Origin of the sequence: Streptomyces canus (assembly GCF_041435015.1) — a bacterium.
Lineage (GTDB): Bacteria > Actinomycetota > Actinomycetes > Streptomycetales > Streptomycetaceae > Streptomyces > Streptomyces canus_G.
The window spans coordinates 6,748,220-6,768,705 of the sequence record NZ_CP107989.1 but is presented as its reverse complement, the minus strand read 5'-3'; the positions used below and the strand labels follow the sequence as shown (position 1 = coordinate 6,768,705).

Annotated in this window: 20 protein-coding genes; 6 read left to right on the top strand and 14 right to left on the bottom strand. The window is 70.6% G+C overall.

What is annotated here, in order from left to right; all coding sequences use genetic code 11:
- Nucleotides 1-25: 25 nt before the first annotated feature.
- Nucleotides 26-874, bottom strand: coding sequence for an isoprenyl transferase (locus OG841_RS30965; protein WP_371567356.1), 849 nt, complete (start codon nucleotides 872-874; stop codon nucleotides 26-28).
- Nucleotides 875-893: 19 nt separating this feature from the next.
- Nucleotides 894-1,646: a DNA repair protein RecO gene (gene recO, locus OG841_RS30960; RefSeq protein WP_069759073.1), complete on the bottom strand. Its 753-nt coding sequence runs from the start codon at nucleotides 1,644-1,646 to the stop codon at nucleotides 894-896.
- Nucleotides 1,647-1,862: 216 nt separating this feature from the next.
- Here recO and OG841_RS30955 point away from each other — a divergent pair, with 216 nt between their 5' ends.
- Nucleotides 1,863-3,344, top strand: coding sequence for an alpha/beta hydrolase (locus OG841_RS30955; protein ID WP_371567354.1), 1,482 nt, complete (start codon nucleotides 1,863-1,865; stop codon nucleotides 3,342-3,344).
- Here the strand turns inward: OG841_RS30955 and OG841_RS30950 are convergent.
- The 6 genes from OG841_RS30950 to OG841_RS30925 are packed head-to-tail and all read right to left on the bottom strand — an operon-like array spanning nucleotide 3,332 to nucleotide 9,800.
- A complete protein-coding gene (locus OG841_RS30950) occupies nucleotides 3,332-4,282 on the bottom strand; it encodes a DUF6879 family protein (RefSeq protein ID WP_328638516.1) in 951 nt (316 codons plus the stop codon). The two genes, OG841_RS30955 and OG841_RS30950, sit on opposite strands and share 13 nt — an antisense overlap.
- A 15-nt stretch (nucleotides 4,283-4,297) precedes the next feature.
- Entirely contained in the window at nucleotides 4,298-5,251 is a 954-nt protein-coding gene (locus tag OG841_RS30945; RefSeq protein WP_371567351.1) for an SCO2521 family protein, read from the bottom strand.
- Nucleotides 5,248-6,237: an SCO2522 family protein gene (locus tag OG841_RS30940; protein ID WP_371567349.1), complete on the bottom strand. Its 990-nt coding sequence runs from the start codon at nucleotides 6,235-6,237 to the stop codon at nucleotides 5,248-5,250. Before OG841_RS30940 ends, OG841_RS30945 begins: the two co-directional genes overlap by 4 nt.
- A complete protein-coding gene (locus tag OG841_RS30935) occupies nucleotides 6,234-7,151 on the bottom strand; it encodes an SCO2523 family variant P-loop protein (RefSeq protein WP_371567347.1) in 918 nt (305 codons plus the stop codon). Before OG841_RS30935 ends, OG841_RS30940 begins: the two co-directional genes overlap by 4 nt.
- A 3-nt stretch (nucleotides 7,152-7,154) precedes the next feature.
- On the bottom strand, nucleotides 7,155-9,008 hold the full coding sequence (locus tag OG841_RS30930; RefSeq protein ID WP_328638520.1) for an SCO2524 family protein: 1,854 nt from the start codon (nucleotides 9,006-9,008) through the stop codon (nucleotides 7,155-7,157).
- A gap of 45 nt (nucleotides 9,009-9,053) precedes the next feature.
- Nucleotides 9,054-9,800: an SCO2525 family SAM-dependent methyltransferase gene (locus tag OG841_RS30925; protein WP_328638521.1), complete on the bottom strand. Its 747-nt coding sequence runs from the start codon at nucleotides 9,798-9,800 to the stop codon at nucleotides 9,054-9,056.
- Between the two features lie 80 nt (nucleotides 9,801-9,880).
- Between OG841_RS30925 and OG841_RS30920 the strand changes: the two genes are divergently transcribed.
- Nucleotides 9,881-10,324 carry a GNAT family N-acetyltransferase gene (locus OG841_RS30920; protein WP_328638522.1) on the top strand — a complete coding sequence of 148 codons (444 nt, stop codon included), beginning with the start codon at nucleotides 9,881-9,883 and terminating at the stop codon, nucleotides 10,322-10,324.
- Here OG841_RS30920 and OG841_RS30915 read toward each other — a convergent pair.
- Entirely contained in the window at nucleotides 10,314-11,420 is a 1,107-nt protein-coding gene (locus tag OG841_RS30915) for an abortive phage infection protein (RefSeq protein ID WP_371567344.1), read from the bottom strand. The genes OG841_RS30920 and OG841_RS30915 overlap by 11 nt on opposite strands.
- 88 nt (nucleotides 11,421-11,508) lie before the next feature.
- On the opposite strand from OG841_RS30915, the gene bla reads away from it, so the two are divergent.
- Nucleotides 11,509-12,438: a class A beta-lactamase gene (gene bla, locus OG841_RS30910; RefSeq protein WP_328638524.1), complete on the top strand. Its 930-nt coding sequence runs from the start codon at nucleotides 11,509-11,511 to the stop codon at nucleotides 12,436-12,438.
- On the opposite strand, the gene OG841_RS30905 is transcribed toward bla, so the two are convergent.
- On the bottom strand, nucleotides 12,431-12,868 hold the full coding sequence (locus OG841_RS30905) for a phosphatase domain-containing protein (protein WP_328638525.1): 438 nt from the start codon (nucleotides 12,866-12,868) through the stop codon (nucleotides 12,431-12,433). The two genes, bla and OG841_RS30905, sit on opposite strands and share 8 nt — an antisense overlap.
- An 81-nt stretch (nucleotides 12,869-12,949) precedes the next feature.
- Here OG841_RS30905 and OG841_RS30900 point away from each other — a divergent pair, with 81 nt between their 5' ends.
- The 3 genes from OG841_RS30900 to OG841_RS30890 all read left to right on the top strand — a co-directional run bounded on the left by OG841_RS30900 (nucleotide 12,950) and on the right by OG841_RS30890 (nucleotide 15,432).
- Complete coding sequence (locus tag OG841_RS30900) at nucleotides 12,950-13,477, top strand: SigE family RNA polymerase sigma factor (protein WP_057615769.1); 528 nt, start codon at nucleotides 12,950-12,952, stop codon at nucleotides 13,475-13,477.
- On the top strand, nucleotides 13,474-14,385 hold the full coding sequence (locus OG841_RS30895; RefSeq protein ID WP_328638526.1) for a hypothetical protein: 912 nt from the start codon (nucleotides 13,474-13,476) through the stop codon (nucleotides 14,383-14,385). The genes OG841_RS30900 and OG841_RS30895 overlap by 4 nt, the downstream gene beginning before the upstream one ends.
- A 96-nt stretch (nucleotides 14,386-14,481) precedes the next feature.
- The gene (locus OG841_RS30890) at nucleotides 14,482-15,432 is read left to right on the top strand and encodes a dihydrodipicolinate synthase family protein (RefSeq protein WP_328638527.1); all 951 of its coding nucleotides are present in this window, start codon (nucleotides 14,482-14,484) and stop codon (nucleotides 15,430-15,432) included.
- A 24-nt stretch (nucleotides 15,433-15,456) separates the two neighbouring features.
- Here the strand turns inward: OG841_RS30890 and OG841_RS30885 are convergent, their stop codons facing one another.
- The 4 genes from OG841_RS30885 to OG841_RS30870 form a co-directional block, all read right to left on the bottom strand.
- Complete coding sequence (locus tag OG841_RS30885; protein ID WP_328638528.1) at nucleotides 15,457-16,122, bottom strand: response regulator transcription factor; 666 nt, start codon at nucleotides 16,120-16,122, stop codon at nucleotides 15,457-15,459.
- A complete protein-coding gene (locus OG841_RS30880) occupies nucleotides 16,119-17,402 on the bottom strand; it encodes a sensor histidine kinase (protein WP_328638529.1) in 1,284 nt (427 codons plus the stop codon). Before OG841_RS30880 ends, OG841_RS30885 begins: the two co-directional genes overlap by 4 nt.
- Nucleotides 17,399-19,474 (bottom strand): MMPL family transporter, encoded by a 2,076-nt coding sequence (locus OG841_RS30875; RefSeq protein ID WP_371567339.1) that lies wholly within the window; start codon nucleotides 19,472-19,474, stop codon nucleotides 17,399-17,401. The genes OG841_RS30880 and OG841_RS30875 overlap by 4 nt, the downstream gene beginning before the upstream one ends.
- Nucleotides 19,475-19,612: 138 nt before the next feature.
- Nucleotides 19,613-20,305 carry a TerB family tellurite resistance protein gene (locus tag OG841_RS30870; protein WP_059205416.1) on the bottom strand — a complete coding sequence of 231 codons (693 nt, stop codon included), beginning with the start codon at nucleotides 20,303-20,305 and terminating at the stop codon, nucleotides 19,613-19,615.
- Between the last annotated feature and the right edge of the window lie 181 nt (nucleotides 20,306-20,486).

The following is a 20,486-nucleotide window of genomic DNA, read 5'->3' as shown; positions in this document are numbered from 1 at the left end:
ACGACGACGACGGGCGGGTCGGAGGTCAGTTCTCCGGCTCGCCCTTCATCGCTTCCTCCATGGCGAGCAGCTCCTCGTTCGGGACGGCTCCGCCGAAGCGCCGGTCCCGGGAGGCGAACTCGACACACGCCCGCCACAGATCACGGCGGTCGAAATCGGGCCACAGGACGTCCTGGAAGACCATCTCGGCGTAGGCGCTCTGCCAGAGCAGGTAGTTGGAGGTGCGCTGCTCGCCGCTGGGCCGCAGGAACAGGTCCACGTCGGGCATGTCCGGGTAGTACAGGTACTTCGCGAGGGTCTTCTCGTTGACCTTGGAGGGGTCGAGCCGGCCCGCCTTCACGTCCTCGGCGAGGGCCTGCGCGGCATCGGCGATCTCGGCCCGGCCGCCGTAGTTCATGCAGAAGTACAGGGTCAGTTTGTCGTTGCCCTTGGTCTGCTCCTGGGCGACCTGGAGCTCCTTGGCCACGGACTTCCACAGCTTGGGCATCCGGCCCACCCAGCGCACCCGGATACCGAGCTCGTCGAGCTGGTCGCGGGTCTTGCGGATGAAGTCCCGGTTGAAGTTCATGAGGAAGCGGACCTCGTCGGGCGAGCGCTTCCAGTTCTCGGTGGAGAAGGCGTACAGCGAGATGTTCTTCACGCCGGCCTCGATGGCGCCCTGGAGCACGTCCAGCACCCGCTCGGCGCCGACCTTGTGCCCTTCCGTCCTGGGCAGCCCGCGCTCCTTGGCCCACCGGCCGTTCCCGTCCATGACGATCGCCACATGCTCGGGGATCAGCTCACCGGGGAGCTTCGGCGCGCGGGCACCGGACGGGTGCGGCTCCGGCGTCCTGTACTCACGGCGCTGACGACCGAGGATCCCGCGTACGACCATGGTGGTTCTCGTCTCCCTCTCAGGGTTGCTTCTCTACGTAACGCAGCGATCTGAGCCCGCGTTCCAGATGCCAGTGCAGGTAGGCGGACACCAGCCCGCTGCCCTCCCGGACGTGCCGCGGCTCGCTCGCGTCCGCGGTCTCCCAGTCTCCCGTAAGCAGCGCGGCGAGGAGTTCCAGGGTCTGCGGCGACGGTACGACGCTGCCGGGCACCCGGCAGTCCACGCAGACAGAGCCTCCGGCGGCCACGGAGAAGAACCGGTTCGGCCCGGTCATGCCGCACTTCGCGCAGTCGCTGAAGCTGGGCGCGTAGCCGTTGACGGCGAGGGAGCGCAGCAGGAACGCGTCGAGCACGAGGTGCGGCGCGTGCTCGCCCCGGGCGAGGGTGCGCAGGGCACCGACGAGCAGCAGGTACTGCTGCACAGCCGGCTCGCCCTCGTGGTCGGTGAACCGCTCCGCGGTCTCCAGCATGGCCGTCCCGGCGGTGTACCGGGCGTAGTCGGAGACGATCCCGCCACCGTACGGAGCGATGGTCTCGCTCTGCGTGCACAGCGGCAGCCCGCGCCCCACCAGCTCGCTCCCCCGCGAGAAGAACTGCACGTCGACATGCGAGAAGGGCTCCAGCCGCGCCCCGAACTTCGACTTGGTCCGCCGCACCCCCCTGGCCACGGCCCGCACCCGCCCGTGCCCGCGCGTGAGCAGCGTGATGATCCGGTCCGCTTCCCCCAGCTTCTGCGTCCGCAGCACGACCCCGTCGTCCCGGAAGAGACTCATCGCACGCCTCCCCATGGGGCGCGCGGCGCGATGCCGTCGTAGCGGAACAGACTCATGAGCCCATTCTCGCCTACGCGGGAGCCGTGGTCGTCGGTGTGCCCGGTGACGGTCGGCCGCCGCCCCTGAGGGCCCCAGGACTCGAGGGGGGTAAACCCCCCTGGGCATACGGCAGTTGACCGGATGGGATCATGGCGGTTGATCCGCGAGGCTCCTGCCATGAAGCAGATGACGAAAAGCCTCGCCCTGATCGCCGCCGCCTCGGGTGTCGTCTTCGGTGTCCTGACCCCGCTGTCCGCCTCCGCCTCCTCCGGCGCCCAGGCGCTGAAGTGGACCCAGTGCGAGGGCAGTGGTCTCGATCCGCGTCAGCGGTGCGCGACCGTCTCCGTGCCCATGGACTACGCCGCCCCGGACGGCCCGCAGATCGAGATCGCCGTCTCCCGTATCCGCAGCGAGAATCCGGACGCCCGGCGCGGTGCCCTGCTGCTGATCCCCGGCGGACCCGGCGGTGACAGCATGAACGACCCGTCGGAGAAGGGGCAGAAGCTGCCGCAGTCCGTGCGGGACGCCTATGACCTGATCGGGTTCGCGCCGCGCGGGATGGCCCCCTCGACGGCCGTCGACTGCGGGCTCGAACAGCGGGACCTGGCCCGCACGACCCTGCTGCCCTGGCCCGCTCCGGACGGCTCCGTCGACGCGACCATGGCCGCGGGCCGGCGCATCTCCGACGCCTGCGCGCGCAACGGCGGCGAGCTCATCCGGCACATCACCACCCTCAACGAGGCCCGCGACCTCGACCGTGTGCGCGCCGCGCTCGGCGAGCGCAAGGTGTCCGCCTGGGGCGTGTCCTACGGCACCTATGTCGGCGCCGCCTACCTCCAGTTGTTCCCGCAGCGCACCGACCGCGTCGTCCTGGACAGCAACGACCACCCGGACCCCGTCCTCGCGGAACGCGCCTGGCTGGCCGCGTTCGAGCGGGGCGCCGAGGACACCTTCCCGGAGTTCGCCAAGTGGGCCTCCGCACCCGGCAATCCGGACCGTCTCGCCGACACGGCCGCCGAGGTCCGCCCGCTCTTCCTGCGCCTCGCCGCCCGCCTCGACCGCGAGCCGATCCCCTGGCCGGGCGCCAACCCGGCGGAGCTCAACGGCAACGTCCTGCGCCAGTCGATGCTCGACTCCTTCTACGACCCGGACGACTATCCGGCCCTCGCCAAGCTGATCCTCGCCGCGCAGCAGGGCACGGTGCCGCCCGCGCCGGCGGGACCGCCCGAGGCGGTCCTGCAGAACCTCGCCGCGGTCGCCGCCGCCACCATCTGCAACGACGCCGACTGGCCGAGCGACCCGGCGGTCTACCGCGAGGGCGTGGCCGAGAGCCGCGCGAGGTACCCGCTGACCGGGGGCATGCCGAGGAACGCGATGCCGTGCGCCGCCTGGCCGTGGGAGCCGAAGGAGGCGCCGGTGCACGTCACCGGCCGAGGTCCCGCCAACGTCCTGATGGTGCAGAACGAACGGGACGTGGCCACCCCGCTCAGCGGTGCCCTCAAGCTCCGCGAGGCGCTCGGCCGGCGTGCCGTCATGGTCACCAACGACTCCACCGGCCACGACGCCTACCTCGGCAACGGCACCGCGTGCGGGGACGCGACCGTGTCCCGCTTCCTGGCCACGGGCAGGCGGCCGGCCGCGGACCTCTACTGCGTCTGAGCGGACGGGGCTCCGGCACCGTTCGGCGAGGGATCGCCGGGGGTGCTGGGGTGGCTCGCGTCCCACAGCACCCTGAACCGCTTGACCAGCTTCTGGACCTCACGCGGCTCGGCGCTGATCCGGGTGGCGAGGTTCATGCCCATCAGGTCCGTCGAGATGTCGTAGGTCATCACACCGTCGAAGATGATGAAGTCGATGGTCTGGCCCCGCCGGATGTAGGGCAGCTGCTGTACGGCCACCACCTGCACGTCGATGCCCCGGTCCCGCTGCTCCTTGCAGAGGGTGTCCAGGGAGCCGACGGCCCCGGGGTTGTCCACGATGAACAACCGCCGGATCTTCACGCCCCGCCGTTTCGCCTCGGCCTGGGCGTCCAGGTAACGGCCCGCGGGTTCGGAGTCCCAGAAGTTCCGGTCGACGGAGGTGCTGATGGCGTCGATGCTCGTTTCCGCACAGTCGGTGAGGGTCAGCATCCAGTCGTCGTTCTCGCCCGGGCACGCGGTGCTGAGACTGACGAGTTTCTTCATCTGCTCGGCGACGCGCTCGACCTCGGCATGGGTGAACCGGTGCAGGATCTCGGGCCCGGTCGTCATGATCTCGGTGACGCTCTTGGCCAGCGTGGGGACCCCGTCCATACGGAGTTTCTGCACCTGGTTGAAAAGTTCGGTCGCCTCGCCGATGTCGGTGAAGCGCCGCTCGACGACCTCCTCCAGATCACCCAGCTGCTTGGTGAAGGTGATCATGTACTGAACGATCAGCACGGCGCCGCTGCACAGGACGGCCAGGACCACCTTCCACTGTTCCTCCTGGGACGGCGAGACCACGTCGGTGAGGACGTAGACGACGAGGCCCACCAGGACGGTGACCAGCAACTTCTGCAGCAGTCGCCGAGCGCCGTCCTCCCGGTGCCCGTGTTGGACGGTCGTTATGGATGTACCCATCTCTTTCTCCCCCGGTCAGCTTGTGGCCAGTGCGTTGCTCTGCAACAGGACTGCTTGAAGGGCCAGTTGGTCACGGATGCGCTGGACCTGCGTCTGCCACTGCCGGGTGAACCCGGGTTCCTGTTCGAGGGACTCCCACGGGGCGGTCAACGACCGGTCCACGCGGGCTCTGGGCATCCACAGGTGCAGCAGATGTTCGACGAGGGGGCTCAGCACCTTCAGGGCGGCGGTCCCCCCCATCGAACCGAGCGGTATTCCGTCGAGCTCGTTGACGACTGTCGTCAGCAGCCAGTCGTGCAGGGCGAGGTCCTCGCACAGCCCGGCCACGGCGCGTGGCCCGGTGCCTGGCGGCACACTCAACTCGACGGCGCGTACGCCCAGTTCGGCGAGAGTGAAGCGGACCAGTCGGGCGGGCTCGCCGTCCGGGCCCGGTGAGGCCGCCCAGCGCAGTCGCGTACCAGGTGCGGCGAGCGGCCTGTCCTGGTCGAGCAGGTCGTCCTGGCAGATGTGCGTGAGCAGGCCCTCGGCGATGGATCCGATGTCCAGTTCGCCGGGCTGGCCGCCCTTCAGGAAGCCTTGTGTCAACTCCCGCTGGGGCAGCCGCCCGACGGGGACGAGTACGCCGGGCCGAACCAAGTAGTGCCCCCAGGGCCGGCGCCGGTCCGGTCCGTGGGGTGCTGCGCGGAAGTAGGCCGTCGCCTGAAGCACCCGGCCCTCGGTGAGCACGGCCCGCGTGGCCACGGTGCCCACAGCGCGGACCTTGACCTTGTTGGCGGTGGGCAGCCGGCAGTCCACTCCCGTGAGGACGTCCGGCGAGACGGCGTAAGGACTGGGCCGTTGGGAGACGCTGACGCGTTCGTCGGGGCGCAGCCTGAGCAGCACCTCGGCGACCTGGCCGTTCACGGCGTGGCGGGTCGGCAGCAGACAGGTGCGCACCTCACCGCACATGGTGTCTTCGGGGCTGCTCATGACGTGAGTCCCGGCGGGAAGACGTAGGAGGTGCGCTCCACGACGCCTGAGGGCACCGTGAGCCCTTCGCCCTCCGAGCGTTCGGCGATCTGACGGACGGCGGCGGGGTCCACGTGGGTCTGTTCGAGGATGGTGCGTACCGCGTGTTCGACCGGCAGGAACCGGGTCGGCAGGACGCTGCACGTGTAGTACGCGCAGAAGGGCGCCGCCGACGGGTTGAGCCTGACGAGGGGCGGCAGGGCGGCCCAGTCGTCGGGGAAAGCGTCCTTGTTCCACTGGGCGGGTGTCAGTACGGACCTGCCGTCGTCGCGCAGCAGGCCGAGGCGGGCCAGTTGCCAGACGGCCGCGAGGAAGGCGCAGGACCAGACGCGGCTCTGCTCACGCTCGTACCACAACTCGACGTCCATGAAGACGGAGTGGCCGCGTGCCTCGGTCTCGCTCGGCGGCTGCCAGACGCCGGTGGTCTCCAGGGCGGCGCTGGTACGGCGGTCCGGTGCGCGTCGCCCGTTGGTGAGCCAGCCGGTCAGGCTGACGGGCGGGCGGAAGCCGCTGCTGCCCGGCGGCGGCGACTCGACGAGCCGTTTCAGCACGGACTCGGCCAGTTCCGCTTGGTCGGGACGGGACGGGTCGGTGACCGCGCAGCCCGACTCGCGGGCCAGGTAGTCGATGGACAGGCCGGCGCTGTCCGCGGCGTCGAGGAGGGGCGGCACGAGTTCGGCGGGGGTCGAAAGCCGGCTGAAGTAGTCGTCGACGAGGAAGCAGGTACTGATCCGCGGCTGCTTGCCCATGGGCAGTCCGGCGACGAAGGCGCGGGCGGCATCGGCCCAGGGGCGGACCGCGGCGAAGTGCCGACGCAGCCGCTCGGGGCCTTCGGCGAAGTCCTCCATGTAGAGGTGGCCGAGTTCCAGGGAGAGATGTGAGCAGGGCACGGCCTCGGTGTGGGTCTCGGCGCTGACCTCGTGGAAGAGTGCTCCGGCTGCTGTCACAGCTGCCCCCAGTGTTTGTCCTCGGTCAGCCGCTGCGCCAGTTCCCCCAGCGCCTTCCAGGTCTTGATGTTGGCGATCCGGCTGTCGTGCACATCGGCTTCGGTGATGAGCTGTTCGTGCCACTGCAGGACCGGTTCGAGGGGGACCGAGCCCAGCATCCTGGTTCGGCCGATACCCAACTGGGCGGCGAGACCTTCGAGTTGACTGTCACACTCGCGCATCCAGCGGGACTGCTCGGGCGGGGCCTTCTCCCACACCGGCGACTCCAGGTCGGGTACGGCGGCCCGGACGTAACGGATGGCGCCGAGGAGGGTGTTCCGGTCGTGCCCCATGGCCTCCCCGGCGCTGAGAAGGCCCTGTTTTCCGGTGACGAGTTCGGCGGCGGCCGAGACGTGCTGCCGGGTCCAGCGGTGGTAGACCAGCCATCGGGTCGGCATCTTGCGCAACGGGCCACGAGCGGTGGCCGCGAGGACCAGGTCCATGGCGTAGCTGCGTCCGGCGCTCAGGTCGACCACGATCAGGTCGAAGTCGCGGTGGAGCCGGACGACGAGGTCGACACACCGGCGCAGGTTGTCCTCGTCGGTGACGAACTCGCCGCCGCCGCGGTCCCCCGGCAGGAGGACCAGCCGACCGGCGCCACCGGGCCGGCTGCGCAGCACGGGGTGTTCGGTGCGGCCCCAGACGTCGATGAGGAGCGGCTCGGCGATCTTGCCCTTGAGGTAGGAATGCAGGCCACGGCCCTCGGCCTCGTCGGTGACGCCCGGTACGTCGAAGACGGCGGCGGCCGTGGGCGAGCCGAAGTCGAAGTCCAGGTAGCAGACGGCGTCGCCGCCGAGGGCGCGATGGTAGGCGAGGTTGGCGCTGGTGACGGAGCGGCCGGTGCCTCCCTTGTCGGAGGCGGCGAAGACGAGCACGGCTCACACCCCCCGCGGTGTACTGCTCTCGCGGGCCCGGGCGAGAGAGTCGAGGCGCACGAGCACGCGCTGGGCCAGCGCGACGGCGGTGCCGGGCTGCCTGTCGAGAATGTGCCGGGCGCGACGCAGATCCGCCTCGATGCTCTTGAGCAGCATGCCTTCCTCGCTCGTGGGCACGGGCGCCGGTTCCATCTGTTCCTTGCCGAGGAGGTGGGTGGCCTCGCCGAGCAGGGACCGTGCGGAGGCCTCCAGTTCGGCGCTTCGGACCGGGGGCTGTGTGTAGAGGACGTTCGCGGCGACCATGCATTCGGCGACGCGTTCGGTGATGCTCCAGGACAGCGGGCCCTGCCGGTCCGGCGACTCCGGGTAGGCGGCGTGGACGTTGTCCCACAGGCCCACGCCCTCGCCGTCTCGGATGCGGCGCTGCCACAGGTGGTCGAGGATCCGCTCGCCGAGCCCGAGCAGCCGTTCCCGGGAGCCGACGTTGCGGGACAGGGAACTGAGCTGGATGGTCCGCTTCAGGAGCTGGGCGGAGAAGTCGGTCATGGTCCACTGCATGGCCGGGCCGAGGACCTCGCTGCCCTGGAGGGGCAGGAAGACGCCGGGGTTGTGGAGGCGGACGGCCGGGTCGCCCGTGGTCATACGACTGGTGATCCGGCCGCGTTCGGCGAGGCGTTCCATCACGGTGACGGTGCGGGCGAGGTCGTCGTCGGTGGCCCGCCTGCGTACCAGATCGTGCACGAGGATGGAGGCGACGGAGAGGGAGAAGTACTCCGACTCCGGCTCCCGCCCGCCCGTGGTGCGCCAAGGGATGTCCTCCAGCGGCCAGCTGCCCTCACCGAAGCGGGCGATGCCCGACCAGTACTGCTGGGTGATCTCCCAGCGCAGCCGCAAAGCCTCGGCGAGCCGCTGCTGCTCGGCGTTGAGCAGGCCCAGAGTGAGGGTTCGTTCGGAGAACAGGTCCTGGATGCCGTCGAGGGCAACGACGGTGAAGTACAGGTGGGGGGCTGGATGGGCGGCGCCTTCGACCTGTACTCCGATCTCCTCGACGGTCGGGACGGTCGGCGCGTCCTTCACGAGGCTCCAGGCCCAGCCGCACTCGAACAACTGGGCGTCACTGCTGACGCGTTCACGGGTCTCCGGCTCCAGGCCCAGGACCGCGCTCTCACTGATGACGGAACGCAGCGGCCTGAACCGCCTCTGGAACTCCTGGAAAGCCTGTCGTTCGGACAGCTGCCCCTGGCCGACGAGCTGGCACAGCGCCTGCCCCTGGGGCGAGTGGAAGCCGAAGGTGTTGACGGTGAAGGAGCGCAGCAGACTGACCATGGCGGCGGTGAGCCGCAGGCTGGTGGCCGCTCTGAGTTCGTCGATCCGGGCGACGGTGGAATCGCGGCGGGTTTTGCCGCGATAGATGTTGAGGAAGCCCAGTGCGGCCAGGCACAGGGTCACCGACATCGAATAGGAGTCGACAACACCCAACTCCCGCTGTTCCTTGGAGAGTTCCTGGCTCGGATCCTCCGGGACGAAGTAGTAACCGCCGGCGAAGGTGGGGTCGAGGTCGCCTCCGCGGTGGCCCTCCATGAACTCGGCCAGGATCCCGACGATGCCGCCGGGAATATCGGCGGCATCTCCGATCCGCTTCAGGGCTTCCATGACGTCCCGCTGAGTGGTGTCCGGGTCGTCCAGCCGGAAGGCGGGGATCTCAGTGGCCGGGTAGAGGAGGCAGAGCAGCCGCTCGGCATCGGCCACGCTGCTGCGACGCCCCCACTCCCCCCAGTCCCACACGCCGTCCCGGAAGGAGTGGCGGGCGACCGAACGCCAGATTTCGAGAAGACATTCACGTGGCTTGATCTGCATACCCCATGCCCCTCACACAGACCCGTCACCGAAGAAAGGAAACAGTCAGCCGTTCCGGCGGCCGCAAGCAACAATCATTCCCGTATATCCTTCACGCAAATCATCCGGAGTGCCCAGTCGATAAATGTTCGCACCGTCCGCGTAGCCTTTCAGGGCACTGCTGACGCCCCTCTTCCCGATGCTGGTCGCGGGAAATTTCCGACCGTCCACGTAATAACCTTTTGAATTCTCCATAAAAGCGGCGGCAAAGGGCGCGCCGGGCTTGAGGGCCGTCATGAAGGAGGCCACTCCGAGCCGGAACTGATCGAGCGATTCGGTGATCGACTCGGCGACGAAGAACATCGTCCCGAGATCCCAGCGCTCCGCTCCGCCACCAAGGTCGAAAATGTCGCCCTTCCGGACATCGACCGCCTCCCTGAAACGCACCCTGGGGTCCACACCGAGCGCGCGGTACGCCTCCTCCTTGCACAGGACGTCCCAGAACTTGTCCCACATGCCGTCGTAGGAGTCGCGCTGCTCTCCGAGGTACCGCACGTTGCCGAGCGAACGTTCGAGGAGGGTGATCCTGTCGCACCAGGGAAGCATGGCGAGGGCGGGATAGAGGTTCGGACCGGCCCCCACGTCAATACCGGAACCAACCCGACCGGAACTTTTTCGAAAATGATCGCTGAAGTGATCGCGAACCAGAGAAAGGATCTCTTCGTCGTCCGGGTGTCTGAAGAGATAGTTGCGCCTATTGTATTCCCTGGGATTGAAGTCATCCCAGGCCACGTCACCATTGAGCGAGGTCATGGTTCAATGTACCAGCTCACATGCACCCGGTCAGCCAGGGTATGAATTGTCACATGATTCCTATATCCGGGGAAAAGCGGATGCGGATCAGAGCAGTTGAGGAGAAAGATCTCCCCGAGCTCGCCCGCATCGACGCCGAGGCTTTCCCTTCGGCGCCGTATCCCTTCTTTGTGCTGAGGCAGTACTTCGACATCTGGGGCGACCACCTGCTCGTCGTGGAGGACAGCGAGCTCCGGTTGCACGGCTATGTCCTCGCCTCACCGCCGCACAACGCGCTGAGCTGGATCATCAGTCTCGGGGTCACCCCCGAGTTGCGGAGGAACGGGCTGGGGCGCCGGTTGATGATGGCGATACTGAGCCGGTTACGGTCCGAGGGCGCGCACAAGATCTGGCTGACGGTCGAGCCCGACAACGGCTCGGCCATTTTGCTGTACAGATCCCTCGGGTTCGTCGCGCAAGGTGCCCCCGACCCCGAGTATTTCGGAGCGGGAGAGCCGCGGCTCCTCATGAGGCTCACCCCGTGAACCGTGCGGCCAACGCGTGAAAGGCCTCTTTGGGCTCCCAGTGCCAGTCCGAACACGGGTCGTCGGGGCGGTCCTTGATCGCCTTGGCGATGCCGTAGCTCGCCATGTCGAGGTCGTGGCGGGGGTCGTCGGGGCGGTGGGGGGCGTCGGCGGTGAGGAACTCGAAGGCCATCGCCGCGTAGAGGTCCATCGACTCGAAGACGTCCAGGAGCTCGGTGAGGTAGACGGCCTGGGTGTGCTCGCTGCGAACGACGTTCCCCTTGATCTCCGGCGGGTCCTTGTCGTAGTCGACGATGTTCCAGCCCATACCGCCCGCCTCGGGTGCGCCGACGAAGGTGCAGGTGCCGAACTCGGTGATGGCGACCGGCTTGCCCCAGCGCACGTACTGGCGCAACTCCCGTACGTAGTCCCGTGAGTGGCGGAAGGAGGAGTAGTAGTCGATGCCGACCACGTCGAACAGGTTCCAGTCGACCTCGTCGTCCTGAGCGGCGGCGTAGCTGAGGCGGCCGTGGAAGACCGAGCGGCCCACCTCGGCCGCCTTCGCGGTGAAGCGGTCCAGCTCGCGCTGCATCCTCACCGGGTCGAAGGTGCCCTTCATCCGGTTCTCGACGCGCTCCAGGACCGTGTCCCCCGGCAGGATCCCCGGCACGAACAGCCAGAACTCGCAGCCCACGCTGAGCTCGACGCTCGCGCCCTGCCGGCGCAGCCGCTCCGCGAACCGGCCGCACTCGGCGAGGTGGTCGAGGATGTCCCGCCGCGGGACGTCCCCGAGGGTCGGCTGGAGCCAGACGTGCAGCCCGCGTTCGGCGGCCTCGGCGGCGGTGGCGGTGAGGCGTTCGACGCCGTCACCGGTGACGTCGAGGGTGTCGGCGTGCAGGTCGTCACGGATGGCGCGGACGTCGGCACGCATGCGGGCGGCGTTCCAGGCGGTGGCAGGAGTCTCGCCCTCGCCGACGGTGTAGACGACGCCGTGGCGTGTGAGTCCGTGCCGTCGTCCCTTCGCGTCGGCCCGTCCCGAGGGCAGGAGCGCCGCGGCCCCCACGGCAGCGGCCCCGGCGAGAAACTGTGTCCGGTTGATCCCCGTCGTCTTCTCCATGTCGCCACTGTGTCGGCCGCGGACAGGTCTGTCCGTCCGCCGATGGTCTACGGAGGTGCAACCAAGGGATGACCGCGGGCGTCGATCATTGAAGAGAACGGAAGAGATCGGCCTCTGTCCCCGAGCGAAGGAGAGAAAGATCTTAGGCTCCGGAAAACTGTCCCGCCGCGCCCTCCTGGCCGCCGGCACGGCCACCGTCCTGACCGGCACGACCGCGTATGCCGCCGACGACGTCACCGCCCGTCTGCGCGCGCTGGAAGAGCGGTACGACGCCCGGCTCGGCGTCTTCGCCCACCACCTCGCCACCAAGCGGTCCGTCGGCTTCCGCGCCGGCGAGCGCTTCCCGATGTGCTCCGTGTTCAAGACCCTCGCGGCCGCCGCCGTCCTGCGCGACCTGGACCGGCACGGCGAGGTGCTCGGCCGCCGCATCCACTACACCGAGGACGACCTGGTGATGCCGGGCTCCGACCAGACGAAGGCGCATCTGGCGGAGGGCATGACCATCGCCGAGCTCGCCGACGTGGCCATCACCTACAGCGACAACGCGGCCGGCAATCTCCTCCTGCGCGAACTCGGTGGCCCCACCGCGATCACCCGCTTCGCCCGTTCCCTCGGCGACGGGGTGACCCGCCTCGACCGCTGGGAGCCCGAGCTCAACACCGCCGAGCCGTGGCGGCGCACGGACACGACGAACCCGTACGCCATCGGTCGCACCTACGGCCGGCTGGTCCTCGGCGACGCGCTGAACCGCCGGGACCGGGAGCTGCTCACCCACTGGCTGCTGAACAACACGACCAGCGTGAACCGCTTCCACGCGGGACTGCCGAAGACGTGGACGATCGCCGACAAGACGGGCAGCGGCTCCTACGGCACCGCCAACGACGTCGGCGTGGTCTGGACCGACGACGGCGACCCCATCATCCTGGCCGTGCTGTCGACGATGCCCGCGCAGGACGCCGTACGGGACGACGCGCTGGTCGCCGACGCGGCGCGGGCGGTCGCCGACACCCTCACCTGACCGGCCGGAACCGCCTGACGTACCGGCGCTGCCACGGCGTCTCCACCGCTCGCCGGTCGTAGTGCTCCCGGACGTAGGCCACCGCCCGCTCCGGGGGCACGCCGTCCAGAACCGCCAGGCAGGCCAGGGCTGTTCCGGTGCGGCCCCGGCCGCCCCCGCAGGCGATCTCGACCCGTTCGGCGGCCGACCGTTCCCAGGCGTCGATCAGGACGCCGCGGGCCTCCCCGTGGTCCGCCGGCAGGCGGAAGTCCGGCCAGCGCAGCCAGCGGGAGGCCCAGGGGACCTCCGGCGGGCTGCCGCCGAGCAGATAGACGCCGTACGACGGTCTCGGCGTGTCCGGGTCCAGTGCGTGCCGCAGGCCCCGGCCCCGTACCAGGCGCCCGGACGGCAGCCGGAGGACACCCGGGCCCTGTTCGTCCCACCCGTTCATGACCCCATTCGAACCTGTCATCGACTCCCGGGCAACCGAATCCGCCCCCACCGTGGTCTGGTGGGCGAGGGAGGGTGCTTGATGCAGGCCGAACAAGAGGATCGGTTCCAGGAATTCGTCAGAGCCAGGTGGTCGCACCTCGTGCGAACCGCCTATCTGCTCACCGGCGACGCCCATCACGCCGAGGACCTGACGCAGACGGCGCTGGCGAAGGCGTACCGCTCCTGGCGGCGCGTGTCGGGCAGCGACAACCCGGAGGCGTACGTCCGCCGGATGCTCGTCACCTGCAACAGTGACCGCTTCCGCAAGCGGCGCGTGAAGGAGTCGCTGACCGACGCTCCGCCGGAGCGGGCGGGGCGGGACGAGGCCGTGGCGCGGGTCGAGGAGCGCGGGGTGCTGTTGGGCGCGTTGGCCGGGCTGCCGCCCAGGCAGCGGGCCGTGGTCGTGATGCGGTACTGGGAGGACCTGTCGGAGGCGGAGGTCGCCGAGGTGCTCGGCTGCTCCCCGGGCACGGTCAAGAGCCAGGCGTCCAAGGGGCTGGCGAAGTTGCGTACGTATCCGGGGCTCGCGCAGGTCATGGACCGCGCCCCGCAGGGAGGCACGAAATGAGCGAAGAGGAGCGGGACTTCGAGGAGCAACTGCGGGAGCTGCTCGCCGAGGACGCATACACGATCCGTCCGTCGCCGGTGCCGTATCCGCAGATCCGCCGCCAGGGCGTGGTGGAGCGGCGCCGCCGGGTGGCGGTGGCCGGGGCGGTTCTGGTGACGCTGGCCGCGGTGCCGGTGGGGGCGTTCGCGGTGGGCGGCGGCGGGACGGGCACGGCCGACACGGCGACGACACCCACGGCCTCGGCGAGCGCCACACCGACACCGATCCCCTCCCCCACGCCCAGCGGGCCCGCGGGACCGGCCACGGCGGGGCAGCTCCGGGACGGGATCACGCTGAAGCAGGCGGCGGTGGGGCTCGACAAGTGCCTCGCCTACGACCGGGACAGCGTGGCTCACGGCGGCATGGACTCCTCGGACCTGGGCAAGCCCGAGGAGTACCGGATCATCCTGGCGCTGAACAGCACCGGTGACTCCAACTCGCCCGGTGACGGCATGTTCGTGGTCGCCGTGAAGGAGAAGCCGAAGCAGACCCGGCTGATCTGCAACATCAAGGACGGCGAGACCTCGGGGCTCAACACCAGCGTCGGCAGCGACCGGCAGCCGGACTCGCCGCCCGTGCTGGCCGACATCAACGGCGGCAAGCTCTACCAGCAGTCCTTCATGGACAAGGGCAACTGGAAGCTGCCGTTCGGCTGGGGCTTCATCGGCACGGTCGAACCGACGGTGGCCAAGGTGACCGTCTCCTACGGCGGCGCCAGCAGCGAGGCGGTCCTCGACCACGGCTGGTTCGTCGCCTCCGGCACCCTGACCGAACAGGTCACCAGGAACCCGCACATCAAGGGCTACGACCAGGGCGGCAAGCTGATCTACGACTCCGACGAGGACACGTCGTACCAGCAGGTGCAGTAGCAGGACCGCTCGGGACAGGGGGGCGCCGTACAGGGGTCGGCGCCCCCCTCACCCTTTGAGGGAAGATCGGTGGACGGCCGATCCCGAGGAGCCCCGATGACCCTTCCCACCCCGCTGACCGGAGTCGTCCCGCCCGTCTGCACGCCGCTGACGCCGGACCGCGAGGTGGACGTCCCGTCGCTGCTCAGGCTCGTCGATCATCTGGTCGCGGGTGGAGTGCACGGGCTGTTCGTGCTCGGTACGTCGTCCGAGGCGGCCTTCCTGACGGACGCTCAGCGCAGGCTGGTGGTGGAGACGGTGGCCGGGCACGTCGGGGGCCGGCTGCCCGTGCTGGCCGGGGTGATCGACATGACGACGGCACGGGTCCTGGACCATGTGCGGGCGGTGACGGCGGCGGGCGCCGACGCGGTGGTCGTCACCGCCCCGTTCTACGCCAGTACCCACCCGGTGGAGATCGCCCGCCACTACCGGCTGGTCGCGGCCGGCAGCCCGGTGCCGGTCATCGCGTACGACCTGCCGAGCGGTGTCCACACCAAGCTCCCCGCGGACGTGGTCCTGGACCTGGCCGCCGAGGGCGTCCTGGCCGGCCTCAAGGACTCCAGCGGAGACCTCGCCGGCTTCCGCACGGTCGTCTCCGGCGCCCGCGCCCACCCGGGCATCATCGAGTTCAGTGTCCTGACCGGCTCCGAACTCATCGTCGACGCGGCCCTCGCCGTCGGCGCGGACGGGGCGGTGCCCGGTCTCGCCAACGTCGACCCCGAGGGGTACGTCCGGCTCGACCGCCTGTTCCGCGCCGGTGACCTGGAGGCGGCCCGCGCCGAACAGGAGCGGCTGTGTGCCCTGTTCGGCATGGTGGGCGTGGGCGACCGGGCCCGCATGGGCGGATCGTCGTCGGCGCTCGGCGCCTTCAAGGCGGCCCTGTATCTGCGGGGCGTGATCGACTGCCCGGCGACGGCGGAGCCGCAGGTGCCGTTGTCGGAGGCGGAGGTGGAGCGGGTGGGCCGGTTCCTGGCCGGGGCCGGGCTGCTCCAGGACGGACCTGCTTGACGGAATGCCGGGACGACCCGTCCGTCACAGGGTCCCCGGAGTCACCATCCCCGACTCGTACGCCACGATGACCAGTTGTGCCCGGTCCCGCGCCCCCAGCTTCCCCATGATCCGGCTGACGTGGGTCTTGGCGGTGAGCGGACTGAGGCCCAGGGCCTCGGCGATCTCGGTGTTGTTCAGGCCGCGCGCGACCAGCGCCAGCACCTCACGCTCCCGGTCGGAGAGGCACTCGGGCCCACCGCCCGGCACCGGCACCGACGGGCTGCGCAGGAACCGCTCGATCAGCCGGGCCGTCGGCCCCGGCGACAGCAGGGCCTCGCCGGCCGCCACCGTGCGGATGGCGTCGAGGAGTTCGGCCGGCCGGGTGTCCTTCACCAGGAACCCGGAGGCCCCCGCGCGCAGCGCCTCGACGATGTTCTCGTCGGTGTCGTAGGTCGTCAGGACCAGCACCCGCACCCCGGCGAGCTCCTCGTCGGCCGCGATGAGCCGGGTCGCCTCGATGCCGTCCAGGTCGGGCATGCGGATGTCCATCACCACCAGGTCGGGCCGCACTTCGCGGGCCGCCCCCACGGCCTCCCGTCCGCTGCCCGCCTCCCCGACGACCTCCATGTCCCGCGCCGACTCGACGAGCATGGCGAACGCGGCCCGCACCAGGGTCTGGTCGTCGGCGAGCAGCACGCGGATGGTCATACGGTTCCCTCCCCCATGGTGAGCGGCAGCGCCGCCGTCACCTCGAAGCCGCCCTCCCGGCGTGGTCCGGCGTCGAGTGTGCCACCGACGCTGCGGGCCCGCTCCCGCATGCCGACGAGCCCGAAGCCGGGGATACCGCCGGGGGTGGGCCCGGTGCCGTCGTCGGTCACCGACACCCGCAGGGCGCCCGGTTCGTCGTACAGCCTCAGGCGTACGGCGGGTTCGGGTCCCGCGTGCCGGACCGCGTTGGTGAGCGCCTCCTGGACGATCCGGTAGGCGGCGGCGCCGACGGCGGGCGGCGGATCGGTGCGGATGCGCAGGTCCTGTTCGACGCGGGCGCCCGAGAGCCGGGCCGCCGCGACGAGGTCGGGCAGGCCGTCGAGGCCGGGCAGCGGGCCGCGGGTGTCGGACAGGCCGTGTTCGCGCAGTACCTCCAGGGTGGTACGGAGTTCGCCGCGGGCGGTCCGGCAGGTCTCGGCGATGTCGTCGAGGGACTGGGCGACCGCCTCCCGGTCGAGGCGTTCGGGGTCGGCCGCCAGGACGTGCGCGGCGACGGAGGTCTGGACGCCGATCAGGGTGATGCTGTGGGCGAGCAGGTCGTGCAGGTCCCGGGCGATGCGCAGACGTTCCTCGGCGACCCGGCGGCGGGCCTCCTCCTCGCGGGTGCGTTCGGCGCGGACGGCGCGCTCGACGATGGAGGCGACGTACTGGCGGTAGTAGCGGACGTCGATGCCGCAGAAGAGGACCGCGATGATCCAGCCGGAGGTCCGCAGCAGTTCGACGGCCTGATGGGTGCTGACGGTGAGCATGACGCTCGTGGAGACACCGAGGACGGTGGCGCCCGTCAGGACCGTCCGCAGGGGGCGGCCGGTGACGGCGACCGTGTAGAGGGCGACGTAGGCGACCGGGGTGGGGGCGAGGTGGTTGTACTCGAGGGCGTGGTACGGAACGATCAGCGCCACCAGCGCGGCCAGCACGAGCATCGGGCGGCGCCGCCGCCACACGATCGGCACATGGACGGCCAGCAGCAGAGTCCACCCGAGGGCGTCCGGGCGGCGGGCCTCGTCGGTGAACAGCGCGGCGCACACGGCCGCCACCGCCAGCACGACGGCGAGCAGCGCGTCGTTGCGGGTGCCGTGCGGGGCGGTCCGCGGGTCGCGGTTGACCGCCGCCATGATCCGGTCCCCCGGGCGGGGCCTCGTGGTCTCGTGCACGGTGTCATCCTCGGGGAGGAAGGCGCCCTTCCGGGAGAGAAGGGCGCCCAGGAGTGACCTCGTCACACGGGTTCCGGCTGACGCTCGGCCTGGACCGGCGGCTCGGGCGCCCGGGACAGCGGGCCCGGCCACCACACCTTCCGGCGCAGCGCGACGGCCGCGCTGGTGACGAGATAGGTCCGCACGAGGAAGGTGTCGAGGAGCACGCCCACCGCGATCACGAAGCCCAGTTCGACGAGTTGGACCAGTGGCATGTTGGTCAGCACCGCGAAGGTGGCCGCGAGGACCAGGCCCGCCGAGGCGATGACCCCGCCGGTCGTGCGCAGCGCGGTGAGGGCGGCGGTGACCGGTTCGGCGCCGGCCAGGGACTCCTCGCGCATGCGGTGCATCAGGAAGATGCCGTAGTCGACGCCGAGGGCGACCAGGAACACGAAGGACAGCAGCCCGAGCCCCGGATCGGTGCCCTCGAACCCGAACACCGGCCCGAAGACCAGTCCGCCGATGCCGAGGGCGGCGCCCCACACGGCGACCACGGCGGCCACGAGGATCAGCGGCGCGACGAGGGACCGCAGCAGGGCGATCAGGATGAGCAGCACGGAGACGAGGACGATCGGCACGACGATCGTCCGGTCCCGCGCGTTGGTGTCCTCCAGGTCGAGCTGCTGGGCGCTGGGCCCGCCGACGTAGGAGCCGTCGAGTCGGTCCCGCAGTGCCTTGATGGTCGCGGTCTCCCCGGCGGACTGGGGAGCGTTCTGGGCGGTGACGGAGATCTCGGTCCAGCCGTCTCCGCTACGGCCCTTCTGGGCGCTGTCGACGCCCTGGGTGCCACGGATCGCGGCGAGGGTCGCGTCGGCGCGGTCGGCCGGGGTGATGACGCCGATGGGCTGCGTGCCCCGCTCCGGATAGGCCTCGGCGAGCGTCCCCATGGCGGCGACGGCGTCGGGCTTGCTGGTGAAGGAGTCCTCCTGCTTGATGCTGCCGGGCAGGTTCAGCACGCCCAGTGCGAGCGCCCCGAGCAGCACGGCCCCGCCGGCCAGCACGGTGAGCGGCCGCCGCCCGGCCGAGCTGCCCATCGCGGCGAACAGCGACCGGCGGGCCTTGGGGGTGCTGCCGTAGCGCGGCACCAGCGGCCAGAACACCCGGCGGCCGAGCAGCACGAGGACCGCGGGCAGCAGCGTCATCATCGCGGCGAGCGCGACCAGCACCCCGACCGTCCCCAACGGGCCCATGCCGCGGCTGCTGTTGAGGTCGGCGGCGAGCAGGCACAGCAGGCCCGCGGCCACGGTCCCGGACGAGGCGAGCACGGCGGGCCCGCAGCCCTTCAGCGCGGCCGCCATGGCGTCGTACGGCCGCTCGGTCCGCCGTAGCTCCTCCCGGTACCGGGAGACGAGCAGCAGCGCGTAGTCGGTCCCGGCGCCGAACACGAGGATCGTCATGATGCCGGAGCTCTGACCGGTGACGGAGGTTCCGAACCCCTGGTTGAGCCCGTAGGCGACGGCCCGCGCCAGGAACTCGGACATGCCCGCGACCCCGAGCGGCACCAGCCACAGCAGTGGACTGCGGTAGATGACGATCAGCAGCAGGGCCACCACCGCGGCGGTGGTGTAGAGCAGCGGCCCGCCGAGCGAGTCGTAGACCTCGCCGGCATCGGTGGCGAGGGCCCCTTCCCCGCCGACCTCGACGCCGAGCCCGTCCTCGCCCTTCGCGACGTCCCGCACGTCGTTGACGAGGCGGTCGCGGGCCTTCTCGTCCGTGCCCGGCTCGGTGCTGGCGACGGGATACATCACGGTGGTCCCGTCCTTGGACGGAATGCCCCGCGGCTCGGCGGTGAGCGTGTGCGCGTCCGCGATCCGCCCGATCTGCTCGGCGGCGGTCGCCCTGTCGGCCGCCGTCAGCCCGCCGTCCCGGTGGTAGACGACGACCATCTGCGTGGCCTCGCCTCCGGGCAGCCGGTCCTGGATCTTCGCGACCTGCGTCGAGTCCGCGCTCGCCGGCAGATAGTCCACGGCCCGGTCCCGCTGCACGTCCGCGAGCTTCGACGCGAACGGCGACACGGCTGCCAGCACGACGATCCACAACCCCAGCACCAGCCAGGGCACAGCACGTCGTCGCCGTGCGCTCATCTTTACGGCCCCCATCGACGGGCCTCCCTCCGGTTCGGATGTCTGGATCGCTTCCAGACTCCCGGCGAAAGGGCCGGTGTTCGTCGGGCGGGAGGGCGAGTCGGGGGGTACTGCCGGGGGTGGCCCGGGGCGCGGACTACTCCCGGGGGAGTATCAGGACGGCGTCCGGGCCGCGACCAGCAGCCTGGTGACGTCGTCCGCGCAGATCGTCAGGGCCGTGCCCACGGTGGTGAGGACGTCCCGCTCCGCCGGGGTGTACGGGCCGTCCGCGAGGGCGATGCGGGCGGCCTGGAGGAGGATCGACTCGCGGCCCGCGGGGGCGAGGTGGGGGGCGAGCGGGTCGAGGGCCTCGTGGAGCTCTATGGCGAGGCCGGCTCCGCAGGGGCGGTCGTAGACGCGGCCGGTGTCCTGGGCGAGGGCCTCGACCAGGGCCTCCAGCTGGTCCTCCGTGCAGTCGTCGAAGCCCGCCGCGCGGACCGTGGCGGCCGCGGTCTCCAGGGAGGTGCGCGAGCAGGTGCCGCCCGCCGCCAGGACCGCGAGCGCGACGGTGTGGACGGCGTCACGGAGCATCGCGGAGAAGCGGGTCGTGGTCGGGTGGTCGAGGACGTCCGTGCCGAAGTGGCGTCGGCAGGCCGCGCATTCCACCACCGGGCCGGTGTCACCGCGCGGCAGCACCGGGACGCCCAGGAGGACGAGGCGGCGACGGCCCGTCAGGCGCTGGAAGTTGCGGTCGCCCCCGCATCCGGGGCAGAAGAACTCGCCGTCGCCGACGGTCGTCCACGCGGTACGGGTGCCCAGGAGGCGCGCAGGCCTGGCGGCACCGGTTCGTCCCCGTCCTGGCAGCACGTCGCACCTCCGCGTAACCCCGCGGCAACATCGCCGCGCTTGCGTGATGTTAGCCACATCAGCGGGGCGGAGTCAGCCCCCCGACGAGACCTACCCGTGACCTCCACGCGCCGGTGGCCGATAAACGACGGGGGCCTTGATCGCCGTATACAGCGATCAAGGCCCCAAAACCACCGGTCAG

Bases quoted from the DNA above. Each gene is read 5' to 3' on its own strand.
- OG841_RS30920 (WP_328638522.1), top strand. From the start codon at position 9,881: ATGCGGATCAGAGCAGTTGAGGAGAAAGATCTCCCCGAGCTCGCCCGC.
- OG841_RS30945 (WP_371567351.1), bottom strand. From the start codon at position 5,251: ATGAGCAGCCCCGAAGACACCATGTGCGGTGAGGTGCGCACCTGTCTG.
- OG841_RS30875 (WP_371567339.1), bottom strand. From the start codon at position 19,474: ATGGGGGCCGTAAAGATGAGCGCACGGCGACGACGTGCTGTGCCCTGG.
- OG841_RS30885 (WP_328638528.1), bottom strand. From the start codon at position 16,122: ATGACCATCCGCGTGCTGCTCGCCGACGACCAGACCCTGGTGCGGGCC.
- OG841_RS30950 (WP_328638516.1), bottom strand. From the start codon at position 4,282: ATGGGTACATCCATAACGACCGTCCAACACGGGCACCGGGAGGACGGC.
- OG841_RS30915 (WP_371567344.1), bottom strand. From the start codon at position 11,420: ATGGAGAAGACGACGGGGATCAACCGGACACAGTTTCTCGCCGGGGCC.
- OG841_RS30925 (WP_328638521.1), bottom strand. From the start codon at position 9,800: ATGACCTCGCTCAATGGTGACGTGGCCTGGGATGACTTCAATCCCAGG.
- OG841_RS30965 (WP_371567356.1), bottom strand. From the start codon at position 874: ATGGTCGTACGCGGGATCCTCGGTCGTCAGCGCCGTGAGTACAGGACG.
- OG841_RS30930 (WP_328638520.1), bottom strand. From the start codon at position 9,008: ATGCAGATCAAGCCACGTGAATGTCTTCTCGAAATCTGGCGTTCGGTC.
- OG841_RS30905 (WP_328638525.1), bottom strand. From the start codon at position 12,868: ATGAACGGGTGGGACGAACAGGGCCCGGGTGTCCTCCGGCTGCCGTCC.
- OG841_RS30955 (WP_371567354.1), top strand. From the start codon at position 1,863: ATGAAGCAGATGACGAAAAGCCTCGCCCTGATCGCCGCCGCCTCGGGT.
- OG841_RS30890 (WP_328638527.1), top strand. From the start codon at position 14,482: ATGACCCTTCCCACCCCGCTGACCGGAGTCGTCCCGCCCGTCTGCACG.
- OG841_RS30895 (WP_328638526.1), top strand. From the start codon at position 13,474: ATGAGCGAAGAGGAGCGGGACTTCGAGGAGCAACTGCGGGAGCTGCTC.
- OG841_RS30900 (WP_057615769.1), top strand. From the start codon at position 12,950: ATGCAGGCCGAACAAGAGGATCGGTTCCAGGAATTCGTCAGAGCCAGG.
- recO (WP_069759073.1), bottom strand. From the start codon at position 1,646: ATGAGTCTCTTCCGGGACGACGGGGTCGTGCTGCGGACGCAGAAGCTG.